A 22,476-nucleotide genomic window follows, 5' to 3' on the forward strand; every position below is an offset into this window, starting at 1 on the left:
GCATGACCCACACCTGCGATCATCCCGACCACGACGACGAGCACCAGCACGAACACGAAAGCGGCCCGCTCGCCGAACTGGTCACGCTACGCGACTGGCTGCGCTACGCCGTCACCCGGTTCAACCGCGCAGAGCTGTTCTTCGGTCACGGGTGTCGCGACGCCTACGACGAAGCGGTGTGGTTGTTGCTGCACACCCTTTCGCTGCCGCTCGACCGGCTCGAACCCTTCCTCGATGCCTGCATCACGGCAGAAGAACGCGAGTCGCTGTTCTCCGTTATCGAGCGCCGCGCCGACGAGCGTATTCCGGCCGCCTACATTACCGGAGAAGCCTGGCTCGGCGATTTCCGCTTTCATGTCGACAAGCGCGTCATCGTGCCCCGTTCGTTCTTCGCCGAATTGCTCGAAAACGGTTTCGCACCGTGGATCGAGGACGCCGCCGAAGTGCGCAGCGCCCTCGATCTATGCACCGGCTCGGGCTGCCTGGCGATCCTGATGGCGCATGCCTTCCCCAATGCCGGGATCGTCGGCGCCGATCTCTCGGACGACGCACTCGAAGTCGCCCACGTCAATGTCGCCGAGTATCAGCTGGAAGACCGGGTTGAACTGGTCAGGAGCGACGTTTTCGACGGACTTGCAGGACGTCGTTTCGATCTGATCATCAGCAATCCGCCCTACGTGACGGCAGAATCGATGGAGACCCTGCCCGCCGAGTATCTCCACGAGCCGCGCATGGCACTGGCGGCGGGCGAAGATGGCCTCGACGTGGTACGCCGGCTGCTGGCGCAGGCGCGTGCCCATCTCAATCCCGGTGGCGTACTGGCGGTCGAAGTGGGGCATAATCGGCATATCGTGGAAGCCGCATTTCCGCAGCTACCCCTGGTCTGGCTGTCGGCCACCGGGGGCGACGACATGGTCTTCCTGCTGCGCGCCGAAGAACTCCCGCAAGCAGCCGCCTGACCGGGCGCGGGGACGCGTTCGGCAACGCTGCACCGGCGGCAGTGCCATGGTCCAGTCCGATCGACAAGGAACATTCATGGCCGGCGCTCGCTACATCCTGCTCGTTGAAGACAACCCCGACGAGGAAGCCCTCGCACTACAGGCCTTGAGCGCCAACGGCCTCACGGATAAGGTCGTCGTGGCCCATGACGGAATGGAGGCACTCGACTACCTGTTCGGTGCGGGGTCTCACCATGGCCGCGATACCACACAGAAGCCCGCAGCCATTCTGCTGGATCTTCAGCTGCCGCGCATCGACGGCTTCGAGGTGCTGCGACGGGTGCGCGCGCACGGTCAGACTTCGCTGCTGCCAGTGGTGGTGGTGACAGCCTCGCACGACGTGGATGACATTCGCGAGGCGTACCGGCTTGGCGCGAACAGCTACGTCGTCAAACCCGTCGACTTTGGCCGTTTCAGCAGCGTCATGGCCCAGATTGGCCGTTACTGGCTCTCGCTCAACGAGCCCGCAGATACCAGCACACGCCGCTGAACGGCAGCCCCATACGTTCAGGCCAGTTCGTCGATCCAGGCCTGCTGGATGGCTTCGAGTACGCGTTCACCACAATGCTTGGGATCGTCGTCGAACTCGGGAAGGGCCATGACCCAGTTCATCAGGTCGACGAAATTGATGCGGGTCGGATCAATCTCCGGGCGCGCTTCGGAGAGCTGGATCGCGATCTCCTGGATTTCGGTCCACTTCATCAGTGCTTGCCCTCCCGGGCCATGTTGATGGTGTAGCGCGGAATCTCGATCACCAACGGCGTCTCGCCGACCACGGCCTGACAGGACAGGCGCGACTGCGGCTCCAGTCCCCAGGCCTTGTCGAGCAGATCCTCCTCGGTCTCCTCGGCCTCCGGCAATGAACCGAAACCCTCGCGCACGATTACGTGACAGGTCGTACAGGCGCAGGACTTTTCACATGCGTGCTCGATTTCGACGCCATGCTCGAGCAGCACATCACAGATCGACTTCCCAGCTTCGGCCTCAATTACCGTCCCGTCCGGACATAATTCCACATGCGGCAAAACAATGATCTGGGTCATACCTGAATCTCATCCACCTTCTGACCCGCCAGCGCCGTCCGGATACTCTTGTCCATGCGGCGGGCGGCAAATTCGTCGGTCACACGGGAAAGTGCGTCGATGCCTTTCTTGATGGCCCGCGGATCATCGCCGGACACCAGCCGCCGCAGTTCGGCAATGGCGGCATCGATCCCGGCACGCTCATCGGCGTTCAAGAGGTCGCCATCCTGCTCCAGTGCATGGGTGGTCGCCTCGATGACGCGATCGGCCTCAACCTGTTGCTCGCGCACCGCACGCGCATGCATGTCGTCGGACGCACGATCGACGCCTTCACGCAGCATGCCGGTAATCTCGTCGTCCGTCAGGCCGTAGGTAGGCTTGACCAGCACGCTCGCCGCGACTCCCGATGACATCTCACGTGCCGACACCGACAACAGGCCATCGGCATCGACCTGGAAGGTCACGCGGATCCGCGCCGCTCCTGCCGCCATCGGCGGAATGCCACGGAGCTCGAAGCGCGCCAGCGAGCGACAATCGGAGACAAGCTCGCGCTCGCCCTGCACGACATGGAAAGCCATCGCGGTCTGGCCGTCCTTGAAGGTCGTGAATTCCTGCGCGCGCGCGATCGGTAGCGTGGAATTGCGCGGCACCACCTTTTCGGTCAGTCCACCCATGGTTTCCAGTCCGAGGGACAACGGAATCACGTCGAGCAGCAGCCAGTCGTCCTCTTCCTTGCGATTGCCGGCCAACACGTTAGCCTGGATCGCGGCGCCAAGCGCTACGACCTTGTCCGGATCAAGATTGGTGAGCGGCTCCTGACCGAAGAATTCGGCCACCGCGCGCTGTATGTGGGGCATGCGGGTGGCACCACCGACCATCACGACACCCTTGATGTCCTCGGGTGCGAGACCTGCATCGCGAAGCACCTTGCGCATCGGTGCTACGGTCTTCTGTATCAGATGCTGGGTCATCTGCGCGAACTCGTCGCGCGTCACGGAAAGATTGACCTGCTCGCCCGTCGCCAGACCCGCCTTGATCGGCGCCTCCTCGGAAGCCGTGAGCAGTTCCTTTGCTTCGCGCGCTTTCATCAGCAGGCGGCGGGCGTCCTCACTCGTTGGCGGCGCAATCTTGGCCTTGTCGAGCACCCAGCAGAACAGGCGATGGTCGAAATCGTCGCCGCCCAGTGCGGCATCGCCATTGGTCGCGAGGACCTCGAAAATTCCCCGTGAGAGCTTGAGAATCGACAGATCGAAGGTGCCGCCGCCGAGGTCATATACCGCGTAGACGCCTTCGGAGGCGTTGTCGAGACCATAGGCGACCGCCGCCGCCGTCGGCTCATTGAGCAGACGCAGCACGTTCAGCCCGGCAAGCTTCGCGGCGTCCTTGGTCGCCTGGCGCTGCGCGTCATCGAAATAGGCGGGAACGGTGATCACGGCACCTGTAAGCTCGCCCCCCAGACTGGCTTCAGCACGGGCCGCAAGCACGCGCAGGATCTCGGCGGAAATTTCCACCGGCGTCTTCACGCCCTGCACGGTACGCAGCCGAAGCATCCCGCCCGCATCGACGAAGTCATAAGGCATCGATTCGACGTGCGCCACATCGTTCAGGCCGCGGCCCATGAAACGCTTCACCGACATGATCGTATTGCGGGGATCGGTGGCGTGCGCGGCCGCTGCACTGCGACCCACTTCGATCGTCCCATCGGGGTGATAGCGCACGATGGACGGCACCATGGCACGCCCGGCCTCGTCGACGAGACACACGGCGATGCCGTTGCGCACCGTCGCAACCAGCGAATTGGTGGTACCCAGGTCGATACCGACGGCAAGCCGGTGCTTGTGCGGCTCCGTCGACTGCCCGGGTTCGGCGATATGCAGAAGGGCCATCAGGTCTCCAGCGCCTCGAGGGCGTCGTCGATCTCGTGTTGGAGTTTTTCCATGAACATCAGGCGACGTACCGTCTCGGCTGCCGCCACGTAATCCTGCTGCTCATCGAACTGCTGTGCAAGCTCGTCGAAAACCTCGCGCGCATGTTGCCGCAGGCGCGTGTGCAATTGCGTCAACTCCTCGCTCTCCCCGGCGGAACGTGCTTCTTCCACCGCCTCACGCCACTCCATCTGTTCCATCAGGAACCCGGACGACATGGCGGTATTGGTGTGCAGCCCGGCATCCACGCCGGCCAGCTCAAGCAGATAGATCGCTCGCGGCAGCGGCTTGCGCAGCGTCCGGAATCCTTCGTTGACCTGCGTCGCCCACTGCATCGAGCGACGCTTGTCGCTGTCCGGCAGATGTGCGAACCGATCGGGATGCACCCGGCCTTGCAGGTCGTGATACGCCATCTCCAGTGCCGCCTCGTCAAGACGAAAACGGCGTGGCAGCCCGAAGAGCGCAAAGAAGTCCTGCTGCAGGTCGATGCTCATGGGGTTGGGGTATCCGACTCAGACGTTGAAGCTCTCGCCGCAACCGCAGGCATCCTTGACGTTCGGGTTGTTGAACTTGAAGCCTTCGTTCAGGCCCTCGCGAACGAAATCAAGCTCCGTGCCGTCCAGGTAGGCCAGACTCTTCGGATCGACAACCACTTTCACACCGTGGCTCTCGAACACCAGATCGTCGTCATGCGTTTCATCGACGAATTCAAGACGGTAAGCCATGCCCGAACAGCCCGAGGTTCTCACCCCGAGGCGAATCCCCACGCCCTTGCCGCGTTTGGCCATGAAGTCCGAAACGTGTTTGGCAGCGCTTGTGCTCAGTGTGACGCTCATGACTCAGTCCCCCGAATTCAGGCTACGTGCTTCTTCTTGTAATCAGCCACTGCGGCCTTGATCGCGTCTTCCGCGAGGATCGAACAGTGGATTTTAACCGGCGGCAGCGCCAGTTCCTCGGCAATCTGCGTGTTCTTGATTTCCAGCGCCTGCTCGACGGTCTTGCCCTTGACCCATTCGGTTACCAGCGAGCTCGAAGCGATCGCCGAGCCACAGCCGTAGGTCTTGAACTTGGCGTCCTCGATCACACCATCCTTGCCGACCTTGATCTGCAGCTTCATCACGTCGCCGCATGCGGGCGCACCCACCATGCCGGTACCGACTCCTTCGTCTTCCTTGGCAAAACCGCCCACGTTGCGGGGATTTTCGTAATGATCCAGTACTTTTTCGCTATATGCCATGATCGTTCTCCTGTTTCATGCGCTCAGTGGGCAGCCCACTGCACGGAATCCAAATCGACGCCTTCCTGCACCATTTCCCAAAGAGGCGACAGCTCACGCAGCTTGCCGATCTTCTTGTGCAGCAGGTCGATCGTGTAATCGACTTCCTCTTCGGTCGTGAAACGCCCGATCGTGAATCGGATCGAGCTGTGGGCGAGTTCGTCGTTGCGTCCCAGCGCACGCAACACGTAGGACGGCTCCAGGCTGGCCGAGGTACAGGCCGATCCGCTCGACACCGCAACATCCTTGATCGCCATGATCAGCGACTCGCCCTCAACGTAGGCGAACGAGATGTTCAGGTTGTGCGGCACGCGATGTTCCATGTCGCCATTGACGTAGGTTGCCTCGATATCCTGCAGGCCTTTCAACAGCCGATCGCGCAGCTTGCGGACGCGATCGTTCTCGATCTTCATCTCTTCGCGCGCAATGCGGAAGGCCTCGCCCATGCCGACGATCTGGTGCGTCGCCAGGGTGCCGGACCGCAGTCCGCGTTCGTGGCCGCCACCGTGCATCTGCGCTTCCAGACGCGCACGCGGCTTGCGTCGCACATACAGTGCGCCGATGCCCTTCGGGCCGTAGGTCTTGTGCGCGGAAAAGGACATCAGATCGACCTTCAGCTGCGACAGGTCGATGTCGACCTTGCCGGTCGCCTGGGCCGCATCGACGTGGAAGGTGATGCCCTTCTCGCGACAGATCTCGCCAATCTCGGCGATAGGCTGGATCACCCCGATCTCGTTATTCACGAACATCACGGAGACTAGGATGGTGTCCGGCCGCAGCGCGTTCCTGAACGCTTCCATATTGATCAGACCGTCTTCCTGCACGTCGAGGTAGGTCGCCTCGAAGCCATGACGCTCAAGTTCGCGGAAGGTGTCCAGCACCGCCTTGTGTTCGGTCTTCAGGGTGATGATGTGCTTGCCCTTGCCCTTGTAGAACTGCGCCGCGCCCTTGATGGCGAGGTTGTTCGACTCGGTCGCGCCGGAAGTCCAAACGATTTCCTTCGGATCCGCATTGACCAGCGCCGCCACTTGCTCGCGCGCGTCCTCCACGGCCTTTTCGGCTTCCCAGCCGTAGGCGTGCGAACGGCTGGCGGGGTTGCCGAACTGCTCGGTCAGCCAGGGAATCATCGCCTGGGCGACGCGCGGATCGACCGGCGTTGTGGCGGAGTAATCCAGGTAAATCGGAAACTTCAGCATCTTGATCCTCCGTCGATCTATTTATGGTTGGGCCGCCATCGCGGTCAAGTTACTCAGTTCATTCGCCAGCTGTCTGAAGCTGGCAAGAAATCCATCCACATCGGCCTGTCGCGTATCGCGCCCCAGGCTGACCCGCACTGCTCCGCGGGCAACTTCCCTGTCGACGCCCATCGCCAGAAGCGTATGCGAAGGCTCCGGGTTTGCGCTGGAACACGCTGAACCGCTGGCACAGGCAAAGCCGGCACGGTCGAGCTTGGCAACCAGCGTTTCGCCGTCGAGCCCGTCGGCGGCGAAGAATACGGTATTCGGCAAGCGCGGCGCTCCCGCCGAAAAAATTCTCATGCCATGCTGCGCAAGCCCCGCCTCGAGGTGGTCACGCAGGGCGGCCAGCCGCGCCGCTTCGTCGCCGATACGGGCCACTGCGCGTTCGCAGGCGACGCCGAAACCGACGATTGCGGCGACGTTCTCGGTACCCGAGCGCAATCCGCGCTCCTGGCCACCACCCGCGACCAGCGGTGCGAGTTCGACCCGCTTGTCCAGCACCAGCGCACCGGCACCAAGCGGACCACCGATCTTGTGCGCCGACAGCGTCATCGCGTTCACGCCCAAGGCGCGAAAATCCACGTCGATCTTGCCCAGCGCCTGCACCGCATCGGTGTGAAACCACGCGCCAATGGCTTTTGCCTCGTGTGCGAGCGTGGCCACATCCTGCAGTACGCCCGTCTCGTTGTTCGCGAGCATCACCGACACCAGCGCCGGCTTTGCCGCGAGCACTGCCTGCCAATCCGTGCGCTTGATGAGTCCGGCCCGATCCACGGCGATCTCCCGCACCGTCCAGTCCGCGCGGCGCAACTGCTTCGCCGGTTCGCGCACACAGGGGTGTTCGATCGCGCTGATTGCAATCATTGCCGGCTTCATCAGCGCCGCTGCGCCCTTGACGAACAGATTGTTCGCTTCGGAGCCACCGCTGGTGAAGACCACCTCGGTGGCATGGGCGCCGACGGCTGCGGCCACTTTCGCCCGCGCCTCGTCGAGCGCCGCACGTGCCTGCCTGCCATATTCATGCCGACTGGAGGCGTTGCCGAAGCGGCCATCGAGCCACGGCAGCATCGCGTCACGCACCACCGGGTCCAGCGGGGTGGTGGCATTCCAGTCGAGATAGACAGGCGCAAACATGGGCTATCCGAACCGGCTCAGGCTGCTGCCGCCTCGCGCATTGCAACCATCGCGCGCCGACGCACATCCTTGAGCACACTCATGTCCGGATCGGCCTTGATCTCGCGGTGCACCAGCGCCGCGAGCGTTACCGAATCCAGATACTCATACATGCGCTTGTTCAGATTGGCCCAAAGATCGTGAGTCAGGCAGCGATGCTCGTCCTGACAGTTCTGCTTGCCACCGCATTGCGTCGCATCCAGCGGCTCATCAACCGCAACAATGATGTCGGCGACGGTGACGCGGCTCATGTCGCGTGCGAGCCGATATCCACCACCGGGGCCACGCACACTGGTGACCAGCTTATGGCGCCGCAGCTTGCCGAACAGTTGTTCGAGATACGACAGTGAAATTTTCTGGCGATCGGCGATTCCGGCCAGCGTCACCGGCCCTTCGGTCTGGCGCGATGCCAGATCGATCATCGCGGTCACCGCAAATCGTCCCTTGGTGGTCAGTCTCATATTGGCTCCTCGTAGCGCGGAGTTTGCCGTCCGGGGGAATACCCGAACGTTTCGCTCAACTATACGTAACCCGACAAAATCGGTCAACTACTCGGAAGCCAATCAATCCACCATTTTCGACAACCGCTGAGCGTCGAATTCATCGCTCTTTTCGATCGTCGCATCGAGTATGAAACCGGCCTTTTCGAAGCGCTCGATCAGCATCTGAATACGACGATCGGTTTCCACGGCATGATCAAGCAGGCCATGCATCGCCTTGGCAAGCGGGTCGTCCATCTGCTTCGTCACGCCGTAGGCGGAAAAGCCCATCTGCTCGGCCTTCTGCTCGCGCGCCTGATCACGCGCACCGTCGCGTTCGGGATCGATGACACGCGCCGGATTGCCGACTGCAGTGGCACCAGCGGGCACCGGCTTCACCACGACGGCATTGGAGCCGATACGCGCGCCATCGCCGACCGTGAAACCACCGAGCACCTTGGCCCCCGCACCGACCACAACCCCCTTGCCCAGTGTCGGGTGGCGCTTGGTGCCACGGTACAGCGAGGTTCCACCAAGCGTCACGGCCTGATAGATGGTGCAGTCGTCACCAATTTCAGCCGTTTCACCGATCACGACGCCCATGCCGTGATCGATGAACACCCGCCGACCGATCGTTGCACCGGGATGAATCTCGATACCAGTCAAAAAACGCCCGACATGGCTGACGAAGCGTCCCAGCCAATAGAAACCCCTATTCCATGCGACGTGCGCAATGCGATGCAGGAACAGCGCATGCACCCCCGGATAACAGGTCAGCACCTCCCAGGTCGAGCGGGCGGCGGGGTCGCGTTCGCGAACGCTGGCCAAATCTTCGCGCAGGCGGCTGAACATGGATGCTCTACTCCAGGAGGCATGGTTGCCGTCGTTAATTTCCGACTATTTTAGTCAGCTTTACGTTCAAACGCACTAATGATGCCGCGGAGGATATTCACCTCCTCCTTTTCCAGCCGGATCCGGCCGAATAGACGCCGGATACGCTGCAGCAAGCGCTTGGGATTGGCGGGATCATAAAATCCGCTGACGGTCATCGCCTCTTGCAGATGGCGATGAAAGCCCTCGATTTCGTCAAAACTTGCCAGGTCCGGCAAGGGCTCGGCCGGCGGCGGCGGCGACAGCGCCGCCATCCGCAGCTCATAGCACAGCAGTTGCACCGCCGCACCGAGATTCAGAGACGAGAAGGCCGGATTCGCGGGGATCGACACCGGCATCGAGCACAAGGCGACATCCTCGTTGGTCAGCCCGCTGGTTTCGGTGCCGAACACCAATGCAACCTCGCCCTGCCCGGCAAACGCGACGAGTTCCGGCGCGGCCTCGCGAGCGCCACGCACCGCTACCGAGCGTTCGCGCCGGCGTGCCGTCACGGCAGCTGACAGGACCGTGCCTTCGAGCGCTTCTTCAAGCGAGCCGACGACTCGCGCATTCGCCAGCAGATCGCCCGCACCCGACGCGCGCGCGTCGGCCACGGGATCGGGAAAGCAAGCCGGATCGACAAGATACAGGCGGCTCAGCCCCATCGTCTTCATCGCACGCGCAGCGGCGCCGATGTTGCCCGGATGGCTGGTACGGGAAAGTACGATACGGATACGGTCAAGCGCGATGGCGCCATTCATATTAAAATCATGTGTTTTATTTGAATTTTATTGAGCGGAGCCCTTCCGGGCACCTGACTCCAGCGAGACCGACGCGCATGCATCCCACCCTGAACATCGCAGTGAAAGCCGCCCGCCGCGCGGGCACCATTATCAACCGCGCTTCGATGCAACTGGACCAACTCAGCGTCCAGGCCAAGTCTCCCAACGATTTCGTCAGCGAAGTTGACCAGGCCGCCGAGGCCGCCATCATCGAAGTGCTGCGTGAGGCCTACCCGGACCACGGCATTCTAGCAGAGGAGTCGGGCGAGTCTGCTGCGGCCGAGAACTGCGAATATCAGTGGATCATCGACCCGCTCGACGGCACCACCAACTTCCTCCACGGCTTTCCGCAGTATGCGATTTCGATTGCACTGGCAAAAAACAAGGTACTCGAACAGGCGGTGATTTACGATCCGACGCGCAACGAGTTGTTTACCGCCACCAAGGGTCGCGGCGCCTTCCTCAACGACCGCCGCATTCGTGTCTCCAAGCGCATCCGTCTGAATGAATCGCTGATCGGCACCGGATTCCCGTTCCGTGAATTCGACAATGTCGACGCCTATCTGGCGATGTTCAAGGATCTGACCCAGAAAACCGCCGGCATCCGACGCCCCGGCGCAGCAGCGCTCGATCTCGCCTACGTCGCTTGCGCGCGCCTCGACGGGTTCTGGGAACTGGGTCTGCAGCCGTGGGACATGGCGGCCGGCGTACTGATGATCCAGGAAGCGGGCGGTCTGGTCAGCGATCTGGCCGGCGAAGGCACCTACATGGAAACCGGCAACGTCGTCGCCGGCACCCCGAAGGTGTTCGGCCAGTTGCTCCCGATCATCCAGTCTCACCGCACTGCGGCACTGCGCGCCTGAAGTCGGCGGGGGCGCATCGGAAACCTCCCCGAGCGCCCACCTGCCCCGTCCACTCCTGCGATCCTCCGGCCGCGCGACCGGGCACCTGACGATCCTGCGCACGCAAACTGCGGCACAAATCGCTTACATAACAGCGGCAAACGCCATTCACCCTGCGCAATTGATGCGAGCAGCCGCCCCCCGAATTCGGTAGGATGGCGGATCAAGCACGACGCGCGCCGCCCGAATGCGGCGCCCGGGCGTCCCCCTACTCTGCACTTCCCTCGGCTCTCATGACCTCATCCATCGAAACCTTCGATCAGCTCGAACTCCGTGCACCGTTGCTCGAAGCCCTGTCCGAGATCGGCTACGAAACGCCCTCACCGATCCAGGCGGCGTGCATCCCGCACCTGCTGGCGGGCCACGACCTTCTAGGTGAGGCCCAGACCGGCACCGGCAAGACGGCCGCCTTCGCGCTGCCCTTGTTGAACCGCCTCGACCTGAGCGTCAAGAACCCGCAGGTGCTGGTACTGACGCCGACGCGCGAACTCGCGATCCAGGTCGCCGAAGCCTTCCAGCGCTATGCAAAGAACCTGCCCGGATTTCATGTACTGCCCATCTATGGCGGCCAGAGCATGGTCGTGCAGCTGCGCCAGCTGAACCGCGGCGCGCACGTCATCGTCGGCACGCCGGGGCGCGTCATGGACCACCTCGAGCGCAAGAGCCTGACGCTCGACAGCCTCAAGACCCTGGTACTCGACGAAGGCGACGAGATGCTGCGCATGGGTTTCATCGACGATGTCGAATGGATCCTCCAGCACGCGCCGGCCGACCGCCAGACCGCGCTATTTTCGGCGACGATGCCGGACGCCATTCGTCGCGTGGCCCATCGGTATCTGCGCGATCCGCACGAGGTCAAGATCAAGGCCAGCACCACCACGGTCGCCGCGATCCGCCAGCGTTTCTGCCAAATCAGCGTCGCCCACAAACTCGACGCCCTGACCCGCATCCTCGAGGTGGAAGAGGAATTCGATGCCGCGATCGTCTTTGTGCGCACCAAGACGGCCACTGTAGAGCTTGCCGACAAGCTCGAAGCGCGCGGCTATGCCGCCGCCGCACTGAATGGCGACATGACCCAGCAGCTGCGCGAACGCGTGATCGAACAATTGAAGGGCGGCGCGCTCGACATTGTCGTCGCCACCGACGTTGCGGCGCGCGGCCTCGACGTCCCGCGCATCAGTCACGTCATCAACTACGACATCCCCTACGACACCGAAGCCTACGTTCACCGCATCGGCCGCACCGGACGTGCCGGCCGCACCGGCAGCGCGATCCTGTTTGTCGCGCCGCGCGAAATGCGCATGCTCAAGGTCATCGAGCGCGCGACACGCCAGCCGATCGAAGCGCTGCAACTGCCGTCGCGAGAAGCCGTCGCCGACAAGCGCGTCACAGCGTTTCGCCAGCAGGTCGCCTCGGTGCTCGAATCCGAAGATCTCACCTTCTTCCACGATGTCGTCGCGGGCATGGAATCGAGTCACGACGCCGACCTTCACGACATCGCGGCGGCACTCGCGTTCCTCGCCCAGCGCGAGCGCCCGCTTCAGCTGCCGAACTCCGGCGGCCCCGACATCGCGCGCCAGACCTTCGCGCGCCCCGATTCACGTCCCGATTCACGTCCCGATTCACGTCCCGATTCACGTCCCGATTCACGTCCCGATTCACGTCTTGAATCGCGTGCCGAGCGCCCCCCGCGCGAAAACCGCGACGCTATTCTCGAACGTCGGCGCGAGTTTTCGGACGGCAACCTGCAGCGCTACCGCATCGAAGTCGGTCGCAACCAGCAGGCCACCCCCAAAGACATCGTCGGCGCCATCGCCAACGAAGCGGGCATCGAAAGCCGCTACATCGGCCAGATCAACCTGTACGAGGATTACAGCACGGTCGAACTGCCGAGCGGGTTGCCACACGACGTCCTCGACATCCTGCGGCGGGTTCGCGTGCGCCAGCATCAACTGAACATCCGCCCGCTCGATGCCGAAGAAGCGAAACGTGACGCAGCACGCGTCCGTCCCGGTGCCGGCGCGCGCCCTGGTGCCCGACCCGGTGGACGCCCGGATCACGCCGGACGCCCGGATCAGCCCCCCGGCAAACCTTCGGCCAGACCGTGGGACAAGCCCGCAGGCAAACCCGCCGCCGGCAGGCCTTTTCCCGCGAAACCTTTTCAGGGCGAGCGCCGCAGCGACACCGGCACCGGATTCAAGCCGGGCAAGAAAAAGGCACCGCGCGATCGTTAAGCGTCCGGCACATCCTGCGGCTTCGCACAGATGCGAAATGCCGGTTTGGAATATGTGATGCAGCTTTTGCTGAAGTGCTTGACAGACAAAAAACTCAAACTATAATGGCGGTCTTTCAGCGGGAATAGCTCAGTTGGTAGAGCGCAACCTTGCCAAGGTTGAGGTCGCGAGTTCGAGACTCGTTTCCCGCTCCAGAACACCTGGAGAGATGAATTAGAGTCTTTCCACCCGATCGAGGCGTATCGGGAAGGCAGGCCAGGCAGATTGGCGCGATGGCAGAGTGGTTATGCAGCGGCCTGCAAAGCCGTGTACATCGGTTCGATTCCGGTTCGCGCCTCCAGAAGCAAACGCGGGAATAGCTCAGTTGGTAGAGCGCAACCTTGCCAAGGTTGAGGTCGCGAGTTCGAGACTCGTTTCCCGCTCCAGAAATTGACAAGAGGGAAGGTGCTGGCGCACCTTCCCTCTTTGTCTTTCGGCACACGCTTCGTCATGTTCGGCCTACGCAAACCCCCCGCCCCACGCAACACGCCGATCCCGCTGCCACGCAACGCCGTAATACCGGATTACGGTAGCGACGGCCTGTACGGCCTGGTCGCGACAATCCGCGACTATCTGGATGGCAAGCCCTGGTGCTCACCCGGCACGTCCAGTAATGACGACACGCGTGAACACCGGCCGACGCGGAAGCTCGTGTTCATCCTCATCGATGGCCTCGGCGATACCTTTCTGCAACGCTTCGGGGCCGGCAGCACGCTGCTGGCCCACCGCCAGCGACGACTTACCTCGGTATTTCCGAGCACCACGGCAAGCGCCGTGACGACCACCCTCACCGGCCTGGCCCCGACAACGCATGGATTGACCGGCTGGTTCATCCACGACCGGCGTTTCGGCGGCGTGATCGCACCACTACCGATGATCAGGAGAGCGGGTGGCCCCGTGCGTGGCCCACTGGCACTGCCACGCCTGTTCCCCTATCGCACGCTGTTCCAGCGTCGCAAACGCAGCTCGATTTTCGTATCCCCCGAGAACCTCGCCTATTCACCCTACTCTTTCCGCCACAGCCGGGGCGCACAGGTACTGCCCTACCGTGGCATCCAGGGCATGAACGACGCGATCGTTACTGCGCTAGGCGCCATCGATGGCAAGGGCGGATATGTGCATGCCTATTACCCGGTTTTCGATGCGCTCAGCCACACTCATGGCTGCACCGCGGACGAAGTCGTCGCACAGTTCCGCCGAATCGATACGGCTTTCGCGCAACTCCTCGAGCGCCTGCGCGGTAGTGGCACGGACGTGGTCGTGAGCGCCGATCACGGCTTCATCGATTCTCCGCCGGAACAGCAGGTCCACCTCGACGCTTATCCTGCAGTGCGAAGGCTTCTCAGCGCGCCCCTGTTCGGCGAGCGGCGGGCGGCATTCTGCGCGGTACGTGCCGGTGCGGAAGGGGATTTCCAGGCGTTTGCCGACGAGGTGCTCGCCGGCAAGGCGGTGCTGATCCGCTCGCAGGATCTGTTTGAAAGTGGCCTGCTGGGTCCGGGGAAGGCGCATCGCCGCCTGAGCGAGCGCATCGGCAGCCACACGCTGCTGATGGAGTCCGGATGGACAATCTGCGACCACGTACCGGGCGAACACCGCCACTCGATGATCGGGGTACACGGCGGGCTGTCGCCCGAAGAGATGTGGGTGCCGCTGATCTGCGCCCGTTGCTGAACCACGCTCGGTTCACCGACAGTTCGGCAGGCGCCTCAGTGAAGGTCCTCGTCAGCCGGTAGCGGCAAGACCATGATGCCCTCGTCGATCAGTTCGCCGACGTCGTCACGGGTCGCCTGCCCCTTGATGTTGCGCGCCTCACTGTCGCCATAATGAATGCGGCGCGCTTCCTCGGCGAAGCGCTCACCGACGTCCTCCGATGCCTTGCCGATGCGCCGCAACATGGCCAGCGCAGTCGCCAGGACTTCCGGCGTGGGGGCCGTACCGGGCTCCGTTGGGCTGGCAACCGGCGAGGAGGACTGCGCCGCGCCGGGAGCGGCCGGCGCGGGCGCTGCGGCGCCGGTGTTCACATATGGCGCGCTGGGTCGCCGCGTGATCACCGACGAACCGCATGTCGGACAGGACAGTTGACCGCGCTCCTGCTGCACCTCGAATGCATCCGACGAGGCAAACCAGCCCTCGAACAGATGCTCACGGTCACAGCTGAGATTGAGAACGATCACCTTGAATTCCGGACGGTGACAACAACATGGGCGCCGCATTGCGGGCGGCGCTGGTACCGGGAACGGGACTCGAACCCGTACGCCCAAAGGCGGCAGATTTTAAGTCTGCTGTGTCTACCGATTTCACCACCCCGGCCCCGGAGGGCTGCGCATTCTACTCCGTGCAGCCAGACCTGCACAGCATCAGCCGACGTGTCGCGACTTGCGCTCGTGCTGCGCGAGCCGCGGCATCGCACGATGCAGGTAGTAGCCCATAGACCACAGCGTCAGTGCGGCTGCGACATAAATCAGCACGTCACCGACCACTCGCATGTCCACCGACCACAGTGGCGCGTTGTAGAGCAGCAGCGGGATCGCAGTCATCTGCGCCGCCGTCTTGAGCTTGCCGACGAAGGCGACGGCAACACCGGCGGATTCCCCGACTCGTGCCATCCATTCCCGCAAAGCCGAAATCGTGATTTCCCGCCCGATGATGACGACCGCGATGATCGCGTCCACGCGCGCAAGCTGGACAAGCAGGATCAGCGCTGCCGCGACCATCAACTTGTCCGCTACAGGGTCGAGGAAAGCACCGAAGGCCGAGGTCTGATTCAGGGCGCGTGCCAGGTAACCGTCGAACCAGTCGGTCACCGCCGCGACGACGAAAATGAGGGTCGCAGCGAGATTTTTCTCCTGCGATTCGAGCCAGGCATCGGGAAAATAAAAAACGCCGACAAACATCGGAATCAGCGCGATACGCGCCCAGGTCAGGGAATTCGGAATGTTGATCAGCATTGAAGGAGGCCGCGGGGACGTGCTGGAACGCGCGTCAATGCAACACATTGTATATCCGTTCTTCCAATTCGCAGGTCACCGAGGTGCTGCGTGACCGCCGGGACGGCCATCGCTTGCATCGAGCGGATGGCGCCGCAGCCGCGCTAGCACATCATCTTGGCGTAAGTCGCGTTGTCCGTGGCGTAGCAGCCGCACGCGGCCGCTTCGAGGCCGCTGCGGTCGACAATCGTGACATTCCCGCGGCTGTAGCTGATCAAGTTGCGATGTTGCAGCGCAGTGGCCGCCTTGGTGACGCCGACGCGGCGCACGCCCAGCATGTAGGCGAGGAATTCATGCGTGGCATGAAACTGGTTCGAGTGGGCCCGGTCCTGCGTCATCAGCAGCCAGCGGGCGAGGCGCTCTTCCACGACATGGAAGCGCGTGCAGGCAGCATTTTGCGCGAGTTGGCCCATTACCACATGGAGATAGCGCTTGAGCACGCATCGCAGTGCACGACTTTTTTCTAGTTCACGACAAAACAGCGCTGCATCCATGCGCAGCGCTGAGCCGGCACCTTGTACCACGGCGTGCAAGAGCGAGACATTCACGCCGAGCACAAGGGGACTTCCAACCATGCCTTCGTCGCCAACAAGCCCCACCTCCAGGCTGGCGCAGTCATCGATCGGTTTGGTGGTCAGGGAAATGAAACTTTCAGTTGGGAAATAAACGTGGCGAATAGGCTCGCCGGGTTCGGCCAGGACTTCGCCAAATGCCAACGTTACCGGCTCGCAGCCACTCAGAAAATGCTGACGGTCTTTGTCGGGCAGGGCCTCAAGCAGACGATTGGTTGCAGGGGCAGGCTTGGGCGACCGCACGTGGTCTCTCCTGATGATGAGGGGGTCGGGCAAGCGGCACACGGAGAGTTGATGATTAATTCCCGCTGTCGAATGCTTGCCAAGGGCGAACCGCTACCCTTGGTTGGACCCTTCGTAGACTGGAGCGACACGCGGCGATTGTCTGGGCGGTAGCGCACAGAACGTGCCCGCCAAGCGTTTGGTACAGGCGGGGGATCGGGAGCGAGCGCAACCGATCATCCGGATTACTGGACGGCGCTCCCCTGCAGCAGGCGATCGGACTCCGCCCTGACCACGGCGTAGCATTCACAGGCGCGCGCTTCCAGGCCTGGCCGGTCGAGCACGGTGATGTGGCCGCGCTGGTACTCGATCAAGCCGGCCCGCTGCAGGTTGCCGGCCGCTTCCGTGACCCCTTCGCGGCGTACCCCGAGCATGTTGGCGATCAGTTCGTGCGTCAACATCAGTTCGTTCGAGGGTAGGCGATCGAGGCTCAGCAGCAGCCAAGTGCAGAGTTGCTGGTCCAGCGAATGATGCCGGTTGCAAACCGCCGTCTGTGCCATCTGGGTTAACCGTACCTGGGCATAACGCAGCAACACGTTATGCAGAGCGCCTTTACGGCGCCCTCCAACACGATCGAATTCTTCCTTCAACAGTTCCGCTTTCAGGCGGTAGGCGTGCCCGGCGCTGAGCACGACGGCCCGGCCGGGCATCGTTTCGCCGCCCATGAACAAGGGAACACCGATGATCCCCTCGTTGCCGACCACAGCGACGCCGGCTGATGCGCCGTCCTCCAGGACATAGAGCACCGACACGATCGAGTCGATGGGGAAATAGACGTGGTGCATCTGTACGCCCGACTCGCGCAGCACGTCACTGAGCTCCACCGTGATCAGTTCCAGATTAGGCAGGAGGCGTGCGTATTCATCTTCCGGCAGGCTTGCAAGCAGTTGGTTCTGGCGGGGGTCATGAGGGGAAGGCATGTACGATCTCCCACAAATCGAATCGGCATGACGTTCCAGTATAGGCGCACCGATCCAACTATGGACGATCATGCACGAAAGCGGCGAAGCCGCTAGCGGGCACCGGAGTTCGATCGCCTGCCGCCGGAAGCAGGCGATCGAACTCCTTCTTGACCACCGCGTAGCATTCACAGGCGCGCGCTTCCAGCCCCGGCCGGTCGAGCACGGTGATGTGGCCACGCCGATATTCGATCAGCCCGGTCTTCTGCAGATTGCCGGCAGACTCCGTGACCCCTTCGCGGCGCACGCCGAGCATGTTGGCGATCAGTTCCTGAGTCATGGCCAGTTCGTTCGTCGACAGGCGATCGAGGCTCAGCAGCAGCCAGCGGCAGAGTTGCTGGTCCAAAGAATGATGGCGGTTGCACACCGCCGTCTGCGCCATTTGGGTAAGCAGCGCCTGGGTGTAGCGCAGCAAGAGGTTATGCAATGCGCCGGACCGCCGCCCGCCGGCACGATCGAATTCCTCCTTGAGCAGTTGCCCCTTCAGCCGGTAGGCGTGCCCTGCGCTTTGCACGAGAGCCCGGCTGGGTGTCGTTTCGCCGCCCATGAACAGGGAGACCCCGACGATGCCCTCGTTGCCGACCACGGCGATCTCGGCCGAGGCGCCATCTTCCATCACATACAGCAGGGACACGATCGAGTCGGTCGGAAAATAGACGTGACGCATCTGAATCCCCGACTCGTAAAGGACTTCGCCGAGCGGCATGGGGATCAGTTCCAGATGAGGGGCGAGACGCGCGTATTCGTCTGCGGGGAGTGCTGCGAGAAGATGATTCTGACGCGGGTCATGAGAGTCAGGCATGCACATTCTTCCACTCGTCCAATAATCATTTTCAGTATAGGACTTCGCTTCGCAATGCGTGTGACAGCGTACAGACGGAGCATGGGATTCGGCGCAGATTTTATTGGCCCACAGCAGGAAGTGAGGATCGGCGTGACACCCCAGGCGAGCAAGGACCGGCATCGCATTGGTGGTGACCGAGGCGCATCAGACCGGGATTGCGCGGCACGTCAGTGCTGAACCGGCAGCGGCGCAACGGCAGCGGCACACCGCAATGCATGGGCGCGACAACTTGAAATGTTCGCATGGAGAACGTGATGAAACGTCATCGGAAATTCATTCTGGCGGTCCCGGTGTTGGCAGCCCTCGCGCTGACCGGTCAAGGGATTGCCATGTCGGACGACGCCGTGCCGGCCGGCAAGAAACTCGACCAAGAGATCGACAAAGGGGCCCAGCTGACATTGGCCGAAGGAAGGGAGACCTTCCGCTTCGATACCTTTGGAGATGAGGCCTTCTGGGGCGATGCGCTGAAGCTGCATCAGGCGATCAAGGGCGCGGCGCTCGGCGGCGTCGGTCCGGGCGTGAGCCCGCGGACCGCGTTGAGCGTGGGGCTGAAGGTCGATGTGGACGCCCTGCCGGGCAAGCTCGTAGACGACCTGAAGGCCGGGCGGGTGAATCTGGATGACCCGGCCGTCACGGTCGAGTTGCTGCGCCTGAATGCGGTGATCGGCGTGACCGGGTTCTTTGACGCGACGCGCGCCTTGCGGTCGATCGGTATTCAGTGCGCGCTCTGCCACACCGCGGTGGACAACTCGCTCGCACCGGGAATCGGCCGTCGACTCGACGGCTGGGCGAACCGCGACCTCAACGTCGGCGCGATCATCAACCTGTCGCCGGACCTGAGCACCGTGGCCGCGCTGCTCCAGGTCGACGAGACGACCGTACGCCAGGTCGTCACTGCCTGGGGGCCTGGGAAGTTCGACGCCGAGCTGTTCCTCGACGGCAAGGGCTTCCGGCCCGATGGCAAGACGGCCGCAACGCTGATTCCGCCGGCGTTCGGGCTGGCCGGTGTCAACCTCCACACGTGGACCGGCTGGGGTTCGGTGACGCACTGGAATGCCTTCGTCGCGAATCTGGAGATGCACGGCAAGGGGACGTTCTTCGATCCGCGCCTGAACGACCCGATACAGTTTCCCGTTGCCGCCCGCGCGGGCTTCGGCGATGTACGCAGCGACCCGGATCTGATCAGCCCCAAACTGCCGGCGCTGCATTTCTACCAGCTCGCCATTCCTGCCCCCGCCGCACCGGCAGGCAGTTTCGATGCCGCCGCCGCCGCTCGCGGGAAGCAGATTTTCGCGAACCGGGCGCGTTGCGCGAGCTGCCATGTTCCCCCGACATATACCGAACCGGGCTGGAACATGCATACGGCCGACGAAATCGGCATTGATGATTTCCAGGCCAACCGGGCGCCCGACAGGCGCTACCGCACCGCGCCGCTGAAGGGACTGTGGACCCACACGAAGGGCGGCTTCTACCACGACGGGCGCTTCGCGACACTGGGTGATGTTGTGAACCATTATGACGCGCACTTCCGCCTTGGCTTGTCCGGACAGGAGAAGAACGAGTTGGTGGAGTACTTGAAGTCGCTTTAGTCTTTGCCGCGACAAAACGCGCCACATGGGCCGGGGAGGCTAATCATCTTTTCGCCTTCCCTGGCGCCTCGCTTTGTGCCGCGCATAGTGAGTCATCAAGGGCGTCACGGATATTCCGTGAAGCACGATGGAGACGGCCACCACGGTGAGCGTGAGGGAGAGGATTTCCTCCGCCAGGGGGCGCGGCAGGCCATGGTTGATTGCGTACATCAGGTAGTAGATCGAGCCGATGCCGCGGATGCCGAACCAGGAAATCAGGAAGCGCTGATCACGTGACACCGGCGCGCCGAGCAATCCAAGCCACACCGAAACGGGACGCACGACCAGGAACAAGAGCAGGACAAACCAGCCGGCGCTGGCGGGGAGGTAGGTGTACGAGAGCATCGCGCCGACCACCAGAACGACCGCCACCTCCGCGATCCGCTCCAGTTGTTCGTTGAAACCCTGCACTGCCTGCATCATGTAGGCGCCGGCATACTCCGCATGGGTGGCTAGCACCTCGTCGGCCTGCCTGCCGTGAAGACCCGTTTCAGAAAGAACGGCATCGGAGATTCGCCCTGGCTGTTCGTTCACTCGCTGCAGAGCGAGACCTGCGGCGAAAACGGCCAGGAAGCCATACGTGTAGCTGAGCACGGCTAGCCCGTAGGCCAGTGCGATGAGTCCCAGTGTGAGGAACTCGTCGAACCCGACCGACTCCTTGTGGCGGCTGCGCAGATAGACCACCAGCCGCCCGATCAGCGTACCCAGCGTGCCACCGATCAGCAGACCGCCGGCAATCGCCCACAGCACATCAACGGCAAGCCAGCGCCAACCGCCCGTGCCCAGGTCGTGAAGACCGAGCAGGCCGAGTCCCAGCATCACGAAGGGAAAGGCGGCGCCATCGTTCAAGCCCCCCTCGCCCGACAGGCTGAAGCGCAAGCGATCGCGATCGCCCGCCTCGACCACCTGGACATCGGAGGCCAGAACCGGGTCGGTGGGCGCGAGGATCGCTCCGAGCAGGACTGCTGCGCCCAGCGAAAGGCCGAGACCCAGCATACCGATCGCTGCGATCAACGCCACCGTGATCGTCATCGACACGAACGCGAGACGCGCTGTCACACGCCAGCCCTTGTCCGCCAAGGGGAGACCGAGCTTGAGACCGACGGCGAACAGCGAGATGAGCACCGCCAGTTCGGTCACTCTTTCCAGGATGACAGCATAGGTCAGCGGATCGGGCGACAGGAGAGCCCAGCCGGCGGGGCCGAGCCCGAAACCGGCGGCCAGATAAAGCATGGCGGTGCTCAGGGGCAGCCGCTGCAGCGTCGTGCCCGACAGGGCCATCGTGGTAAGCAGCGCGCCGATGATGAGCGCCCAGATTGCAAAGGTCATGAGAGAAAGATACGCGAGTTGCCCGGCTGCCTGCGTGCGCTGTCGCGCAAAGCGCGGGTCGTCCGGCCCGGGGACAGCATCCCGGAGGAGGAAGCGGCGATCGACGCCTCATTCGCCGTATGAGCGCTACCGTACGGAAAAAATTCAGGGGTCGGGCGATTATCGGCGTGACGCTCGACCGCCTGACCCGAACCAACCGCGCAATCAAATTGAATTCAAGCGCGCGGCGCAAGGGGTGCAGAACGTCGGCAATCTGATGAGCATCAAGACGCAGAAGGACGCGCTCATCGTAACGATCGCGGGGGCCAGATCGGCCGGCGCGACCCACTGAGAACAGGCAGGAGGTTTGTCATGAAAGCGATGAATGAATTCGGATCGGTGCTGGGAATCGTTGCGGCGCTGACGCTTGGTGCGTGCGCAACCCCGAGCACCTCGCCCTACGGACCCAGCTCCGGCGTTAGCAATCCGGAAAACGTCTACTCCGGCTATGGTGTGGTGTCGTCGATTGAACTGATGGAACAAGACAACACTGGTCGTGCCGGTGGCATCGGTTTGGGCACCATCGCCGGCGCCGTAGTCGGGGGTGTCGTCGGCAATCAGGTCGGGTCCGGAAGCGGCAACACGGCAGCAACCGTCATCGGCGCGGCGGGCGGTGCCTATATCGGCCACGAGCTGGAAAACCGCCAACAAGCGCCACGGGACGATGCATACAAGGTCACGATCAGCATGGATGACGGGTCATATCAATCGATGATCGTGAATACCAACACCAGCTTCCGCGTCGGCGACCGGGTGCGAATCCGCAACGGGATCCTGCAGCGGTACTGATTGCAGCATCGGGTTCCCAAGAGAAATGCCCTGCCTGTGCAGGGCATTTCTCCATTAGCGAGGCATTCTCGCAAGCGGTGGGACGGGGGCCAGGTCCGCGGCAGCGATC

Annotated in this window: 24 protein-coding genes and 4 tRNA genes; 10 read left to right on the forward strand and 18 right to left on the reverse strand. The window is 62.8% G+C overall.

Features of this window, described 5'->3' with window-relative positions; translation table 11 throughout:
- The first annotated feature begins 2 nt into the window (after window positions 1–2).
- A complete protein-coding gene (prmB, locus tag GPA25_RS04180; RefSeq protein WP_169259111.1) occupies window positions 3–959 on the forward strand; it encodes a 50S ribosomal protein L3 N(5)-glutamine methyltransferase in 957 nt (318 codons plus the stop codon).
- 76 nt (window positions 960–1,035) lie between these two features.
- Window positions 1,036–1,488: a response regulator gene (locus GPA25_RS04185; RefSeq protein WP_169259112.1), complete on the forward strand. Its 453-nt coding sequence runs from the start codon at window positions 1,036–1,038 to the stop codon at window positions 1,486–1,488.
- 17 nt (window positions 1,489–1,505) lie between these two features.
- On the opposite strand, the gene iscX is transcribed toward GPA25_RS04185, so the two are convergent.
- From iscX to GPA25_RS04240, 11 genes are all read right to left on the reverse strand, one after another.
- Window positions 1,506–1,700, reverse strand: a complete 195-nt coding sequence (iscX, locus tag GPA25_RS04190) for a Fe-S cluster assembly protein IscX (RefSeq protein WP_169259113.1) — start codon at window positions 1,698–1,700, stop codon at window positions 1,506–1,508.
- A complete protein-coding gene (fdx, locus tag GPA25_RS04195) occupies window positions 1,700–2,041 on the reverse strand; it encodes an ISC system 2Fe-2S type ferredoxin (protein WP_169259114.1) in 342 nt (113 codons plus the stop codon). The genes iscX and fdx overlap by 1 nt, the downstream gene beginning before the upstream one ends.
- The gene (gene hscA / locus GPA25_RS04200) at window positions 2,038–3,906 is read right to left on the reverse strand and encodes a Fe-S protein assembly chaperone HscA (protein ID WP_169259115.1); all 1,869 of its coding nucleotides are present in this window, start codon (window positions 3,904–3,906) and stop codon (window positions 2,038–2,040) included. The genes fdx and hscA overlap by 4 nt, the downstream gene beginning before the upstream one ends.
- Window positions 3,906–4,439, reverse strand: coding sequence for a Fe-S protein assembly co-chaperone HscB (gene hscB / locus GPA25_RS04205; RefSeq protein ID WP_169259116.1), 534 nt, complete (start codon window positions 4,437–4,439; stop codon window positions 3,906–3,908). Before hscB ends, hscA begins: the two co-directional genes overlap by 1 nt.
- An 18-nt stretch (window positions 4,440–4,457) precedes the next feature.
- Entirely contained in the window at window positions 4,458–4,781 is a 324-nt protein-coding gene (gene iscA, locus GPA25_RS04210; protein WP_169259117.1) for an iron-sulfur cluster assembly protein IscA, read from the reverse strand.
- Window positions 4,782–4,798: 17 nt separating this feature from the next.
- Complete coding sequence (gene iscU, locus GPA25_RS04215) at window positions 4,799–5,182, reverse strand: Fe-S cluster assembly scaffold IscU (protein WP_169259118.1); 384 nt, start codon at window positions 5,180–5,182, stop codon at window positions 4,799–4,801.
- 23 nt (window positions 5,183–5,205) lie between these two features.
- Window positions 5,206–6,417, reverse strand: a complete 1,212-nt coding sequence (locus GPA25_RS04220; protein WP_169259119.1) for an IscS subfamily cysteine desulfurase — start codon at window positions 6,415–6,417, stop codon at window positions 5,206–5,208.
- A 21-nt stretch (window positions 6,418–6,438) separates the two neighbouring features.
- Window positions 6,439–7,593, reverse strand: a complete 1,155-nt coding sequence (locus tag GPA25_RS04225; protein ID WP_169259120.1) for a cysteine desulfurase family protein — start codon at window positions 7,591–7,593, stop codon at window positions 6,439–6,441.
- Between the two features lie 17 nt (window positions 7,594–7,610).
- Window positions 7,611–8,093 (reverse strand): Fe-S cluster assembly transcriptional regulator IscR, encoded by a 483-nt coding sequence (gene iscR / locus GPA25_RS04230; RefSeq protein ID WP_169259121.1) that lies wholly within the window; start codon window positions 8,091–8,093, stop codon window positions 7,611–7,613.
- A 102-nt stretch (window positions 8,094–8,195) separates the two neighbouring features.
- Window positions 8,196–8,963, reverse strand: a complete 768-nt coding sequence (gene cysE, locus GPA25_RS04235; protein WP_169259122.1) for a serine O-acetyltransferase — start codon at window positions 8,961–8,963, stop codon at window positions 8,196–8,198.
- Window positions 8,964–9,013: 50 nt separating this feature from the next.
- Window positions 9,014–9,742, reverse strand: coding sequence for an RNA methyltransferase (locus tag GPA25_RS04240; RefSeq protein ID WP_169259123.1), 729 nt, complete (start codon window positions 9,740–9,742; stop codon window positions 9,014–9,016).
- A 77-nt stretch (window positions 9,743–9,819) separates the two neighbouring features.
- Between GPA25_RS04240 and GPA25_RS04245 the strand changes: the two genes are divergently transcribed.
- From GPA25_RS04245 to GPA25_RS04270, 6 genes are all read left to right on the forward strand, one after another.
- Window positions 9,820–10,626, forward strand: coding sequence for an inositol monophosphatase family protein (locus tag GPA25_RS04245; RefSeq protein WP_169259124.1), 807 nt, complete (start codon window positions 9,820–9,822; stop codon window positions 10,624–10,626).
- A 272-nt stretch (window positions 10,627–10,898) separates the two neighbouring features.
- Window positions 10,899–12,899, forward strand: coding sequence for a DEAD/DEAH box helicase (locus tag GPA25_RS04250; RefSeq protein WP_169259125.1), 2,001 nt, complete (start codon window positions 10,899–10,901; stop codon window positions 12,897–12,899).
- A 118-nt stretch (window positions 12,900–13,017) separates the two neighbouring features.
- Window positions 13,018–13,093: transfer RNA gene (locus GPA25_RS04255), tRNA-Gly, on the forward strand.
- Between the two features lie 72 nt (window positions 13,094–13,165).
- Window positions 13,166–13,239: transfer RNA gene (locus GPA25_RS04260), tRNA-Cys, on the forward strand.
- A gap of 9 nt (window positions 13,240–13,248) precedes the next feature.
- Window positions 13,249–13,324 (forward strand) — tRNA-Gly (locus GPA25_RS04265).
- Between the two features lie 64 nt (window positions 13,325–13,388).
- Window positions 13,389–14,609: an alkaline phosphatase family protein gene (locus GPA25_RS04270; RefSeq protein WP_169259126.1), complete on the forward strand. Its 1,221-nt coding sequence runs from the start codon at window positions 13,389–13,391 to the stop codon at window positions 14,607–14,609.
- A 35-nt stretch (window positions 14,610–14,644) separates the two neighbouring features.
- Here the strand turns inward: GPA25_RS04270 and GPA25_RS04275 are convergent, their stop codons facing one another.
- The 6 genes from GPA25_RS04275 to GPA25_RS04300 all read right to left on the reverse strand — a co-directional run bounded on the left by GPA25_RS04275 (window position 14,645) and on the right by GPA25_RS04300 (window position 18,540).
- Entirely contained in the window at window positions 14,645–15,112 is a 468-nt protein-coding gene (locus tag GPA25_RS04275) for a DUF1178 family protein (protein ID WP_169259127.1), read from the reverse strand.
- 51 nt (window positions 15,113–15,163) lie between these two features.
- Window positions 15,164–15,248, reverse strand: a tRNA-Leu gene (locus GPA25_RS04280).
- Between the two features lie 47 nt (window positions 15,249–15,295).
- A complete protein-coding gene (pgsA, locus tag GPA25_RS04285) occupies window positions 15,296–15,886 on the reverse strand; it encodes a CDP-diacylglycerol--glycerol-3-phosphate 3-phosphatidyltransferase (RefSeq protein ID WP_169259128.1) in 591 nt (196 codons plus the stop codon).
- A gap of 143 nt (window positions 15,887–16,029) precedes the next feature.
- Window positions 16,030–16,740, reverse strand: a complete 711-nt coding sequence (locus GPA25_RS04290; protein WP_169259129.1) for a helix-turn-helix domain-containing protein — start codon at window positions 16,738–16,740, stop codon at window positions 16,030–16,032.
- A gap of 224 nt (window positions 16,741–16,964) precedes the next feature.
- The gene (locus GPA25_RS04295) at window positions 16,965–17,699 is read right to left on the reverse strand and encodes a Crp/Fnr family transcriptional regulator (RefSeq protein WP_169259130.1); all 735 of its coding nucleotides are present in this window, start codon (window positions 17,697–17,699) and stop codon (window positions 16,965–16,967) included.
- Window positions 17,700–17,757: 58 nt separating this feature from the next.
- Window positions 17,758–18,540 carry a Crp/Fnr family transcriptional regulator gene (locus GPA25_RS04300; RefSeq protein WP_169259131.1) on the reverse strand — a complete coding sequence of 261 codons (783 nt, stop codon included), beginning with the start codon at window positions 18,538–18,540 and terminating at the stop codon, window positions 17,758–17,760.
- Window positions 18,541–18,824: 284 nt separating this feature from the next.
- Here GPA25_RS04300 and GPA25_RS04305 point away from each other — a divergent pair, with 284 nt between their 5' ends.
- A complete protein-coding gene (locus tag GPA25_RS04305) occupies window positions 18,825–20,171 on the forward strand; it encodes a hypothetical protein (protein WP_169259132.1) in 1,347 nt (448 codons plus the stop codon).
- 39 nt (window positions 20,172–20,210) lie between these two features.
- On the opposite strand, the gene GPA25_RS04310 is transcribed toward GPA25_RS04305, so the two are convergent.
- Window positions 20,211–21,539 (reverse strand): cation:proton antiporter, encoded by a 1,329-nt coding sequence (locus GPA25_RS04310; RefSeq protein ID WP_169259133.1) that lies wholly within the window; start codon window positions 21,537–21,539, stop codon window positions 20,211–20,213.
- Window positions 21,540–21,890: 351 nt separating this feature from the next.
- On the opposite strand from GPA25_RS04310, the gene GPA25_RS04315 reads away from it, so the two are divergent.
- On the forward strand, window positions 21,891–22,367 hold the full coding sequence (locus GPA25_RS04315; protein ID WP_169259134.1) for an outer membrane lipoprotein: 477 nt from the start codon (window positions 21,891–21,893) through the stop codon (window positions 22,365–22,367).
- Window positions 22,368–22,476: the final 109 nt, after the last annotated feature.

The sequence above is a fragment of the Aromatoleum diolicum genome (assembly GCF_012910955.1).
GTDB lineage: Bacteria > Pseudomonadota > Gammaproteobacteria > Burkholderiales > Rhodocyclaceae > Aromatoleum > Aromatoleum diolicum.

Bases quoted from the DNA above. Each gene is read 5' to 3' on its own strand.
- iscA (WP_169259117.1), bottom strand. From the start codon at position 4,781: ATGAGCGTCACACTGAGCACAAGCGCTGCCAAACACGTTTCGGACTTC.
- GPA25_RS04270 (WP_169259126.1), top strand. From the start codon at position 13,389: ATGTTCGGCCTACGCAAACCCCCCGCCCCACGCAACACGCCGATCCCG.
- GPA25_RS04295 (WP_169259130.1), bottom strand. From the start codon at position 17,699: ATGCCTTCCCCTCATGACCCCCGCCAGAACCAACTGCTTGCAAGCCTG.
- GPA25_RS04240 (WP_169259123.1), bottom strand. From the start codon at position 9,742: ATGAATGGCGCCATCGCGCTTGACCGTATCCGTATCGTACTTTCCCGT.
- GPA25_RS04225 (WP_169259120.1), bottom strand. From the start codon at position 7,593: ATGTTTGCGCCTGTCTATCTCGACTGGAATGCCACCACCCCGCTGGAC.
- pgsA (WP_169259128.1), bottom strand. From the start codon at position 15,886: ATGCTGATCAACATTCCGAATTCCCTGACCTGGGCGCGTATCGCGCTG.
- hscA (WP_169259115.1), bottom strand. From the start codon at position 3,906: ATGGCCCTTCTGCATATCGCCGAACCCGGGCAGTCGACGGAGCCGCAC.
- cysE (WP_169259122.1), bottom strand. From the start codon at position 8,963: ATGTTCAGCCGCCTGCGCGAAGATTTGGCCAGCGTTCGCGAACGCGAC.
- GPA25_RS04315 (WP_169259134.1), top strand. From the start codon at position 21,891: ATGAAAGCGATGAATGAATTCGGATCGGTGCTGGGAATCGTTGCGGCG.
- GPA25_RS04250 (WP_169259125.1), top strand. From the start codon at position 10,899: ATGACCTCATCCATCGAAACCTTCGATCAGCTCGAACTCCGTGCACCG.
- iscX (WP_169259113.1), bottom strand. From the start codon at position 1,700: ATGAAGTGGACCGAAATCCAGGAGATCGCGATCCAGCTCTCCGAAGCG.
- GPA25_RS04185 (WP_169259112.1), top strand. From the start codon at position 1,036: ATGGCCGGCGCTCGCTACATCCTGCTCGTTGAAGACAACCCCGACGAG.
- iscR (WP_169259121.1), bottom strand. From the start codon at position 8,093: ATGAGACTGACCACCAAGGGACGATTTGCGGTGACCGCGATGATCGAT.
- GPA25_RS04310 (WP_169259133.1), bottom strand. From the start codon at position 21,539: ATGACCTTTGCAATCTGGGCGCTCATCATCGGCGCGCTGCTTACCACG.
- fdx (WP_169259114.1), bottom strand. From the start codon at position 2,041: ATGACCCAGATCATTGTTTTGCCGCATGTGGAATTATGTCCGGACGGG.
- hscB (WP_169259116.1), bottom strand. From the start codon at position 4,439: ATGAGCATCGACCTGCAGCAGGACTTCTTTGCGCTCTTCGGGCTGCCA.
- GPA25_RS04300 (WP_169259131.1), bottom strand. From the start codon at position 18,540: ATGCCTGACTCTCATGACCCGCGTCAGAATCATCTTCTCGCAGCACTC.
- GPA25_RS04245 (WP_169259124.1), top strand. From the start codon at position 9,820: ATGCATCCCACCCTGAACATCGCAGTGAAAGCCGCCCGCCGCGCGGGC.
- GPA25_RS04220 (WP_169259119.1), bottom strand. From the start codon at position 6,417: ATGCTGAAGTTTCCGATTTACCTGGATTACTCCGCCACAACGCCGGTC.
- GPA25_RS04305 (WP_169259132.1), top strand. From the start codon at position 18,825: ATGGAGAACGTGATGAAACGTCATCGGAAATTCATTCTGGCGGTCCCG.
- prmB (WP_169259111.1), top strand. From the start codon at position 3: ATGACCCACACCTGCGATCATCCCGACCACGACGACGAGCACCAGCAC.
- iscU (WP_169259118.1), bottom strand. From the start codon at position 5,182: ATGGCATATAGCGAAAAAGTACTGGATCATTACGAAAATCCCCGCAAC.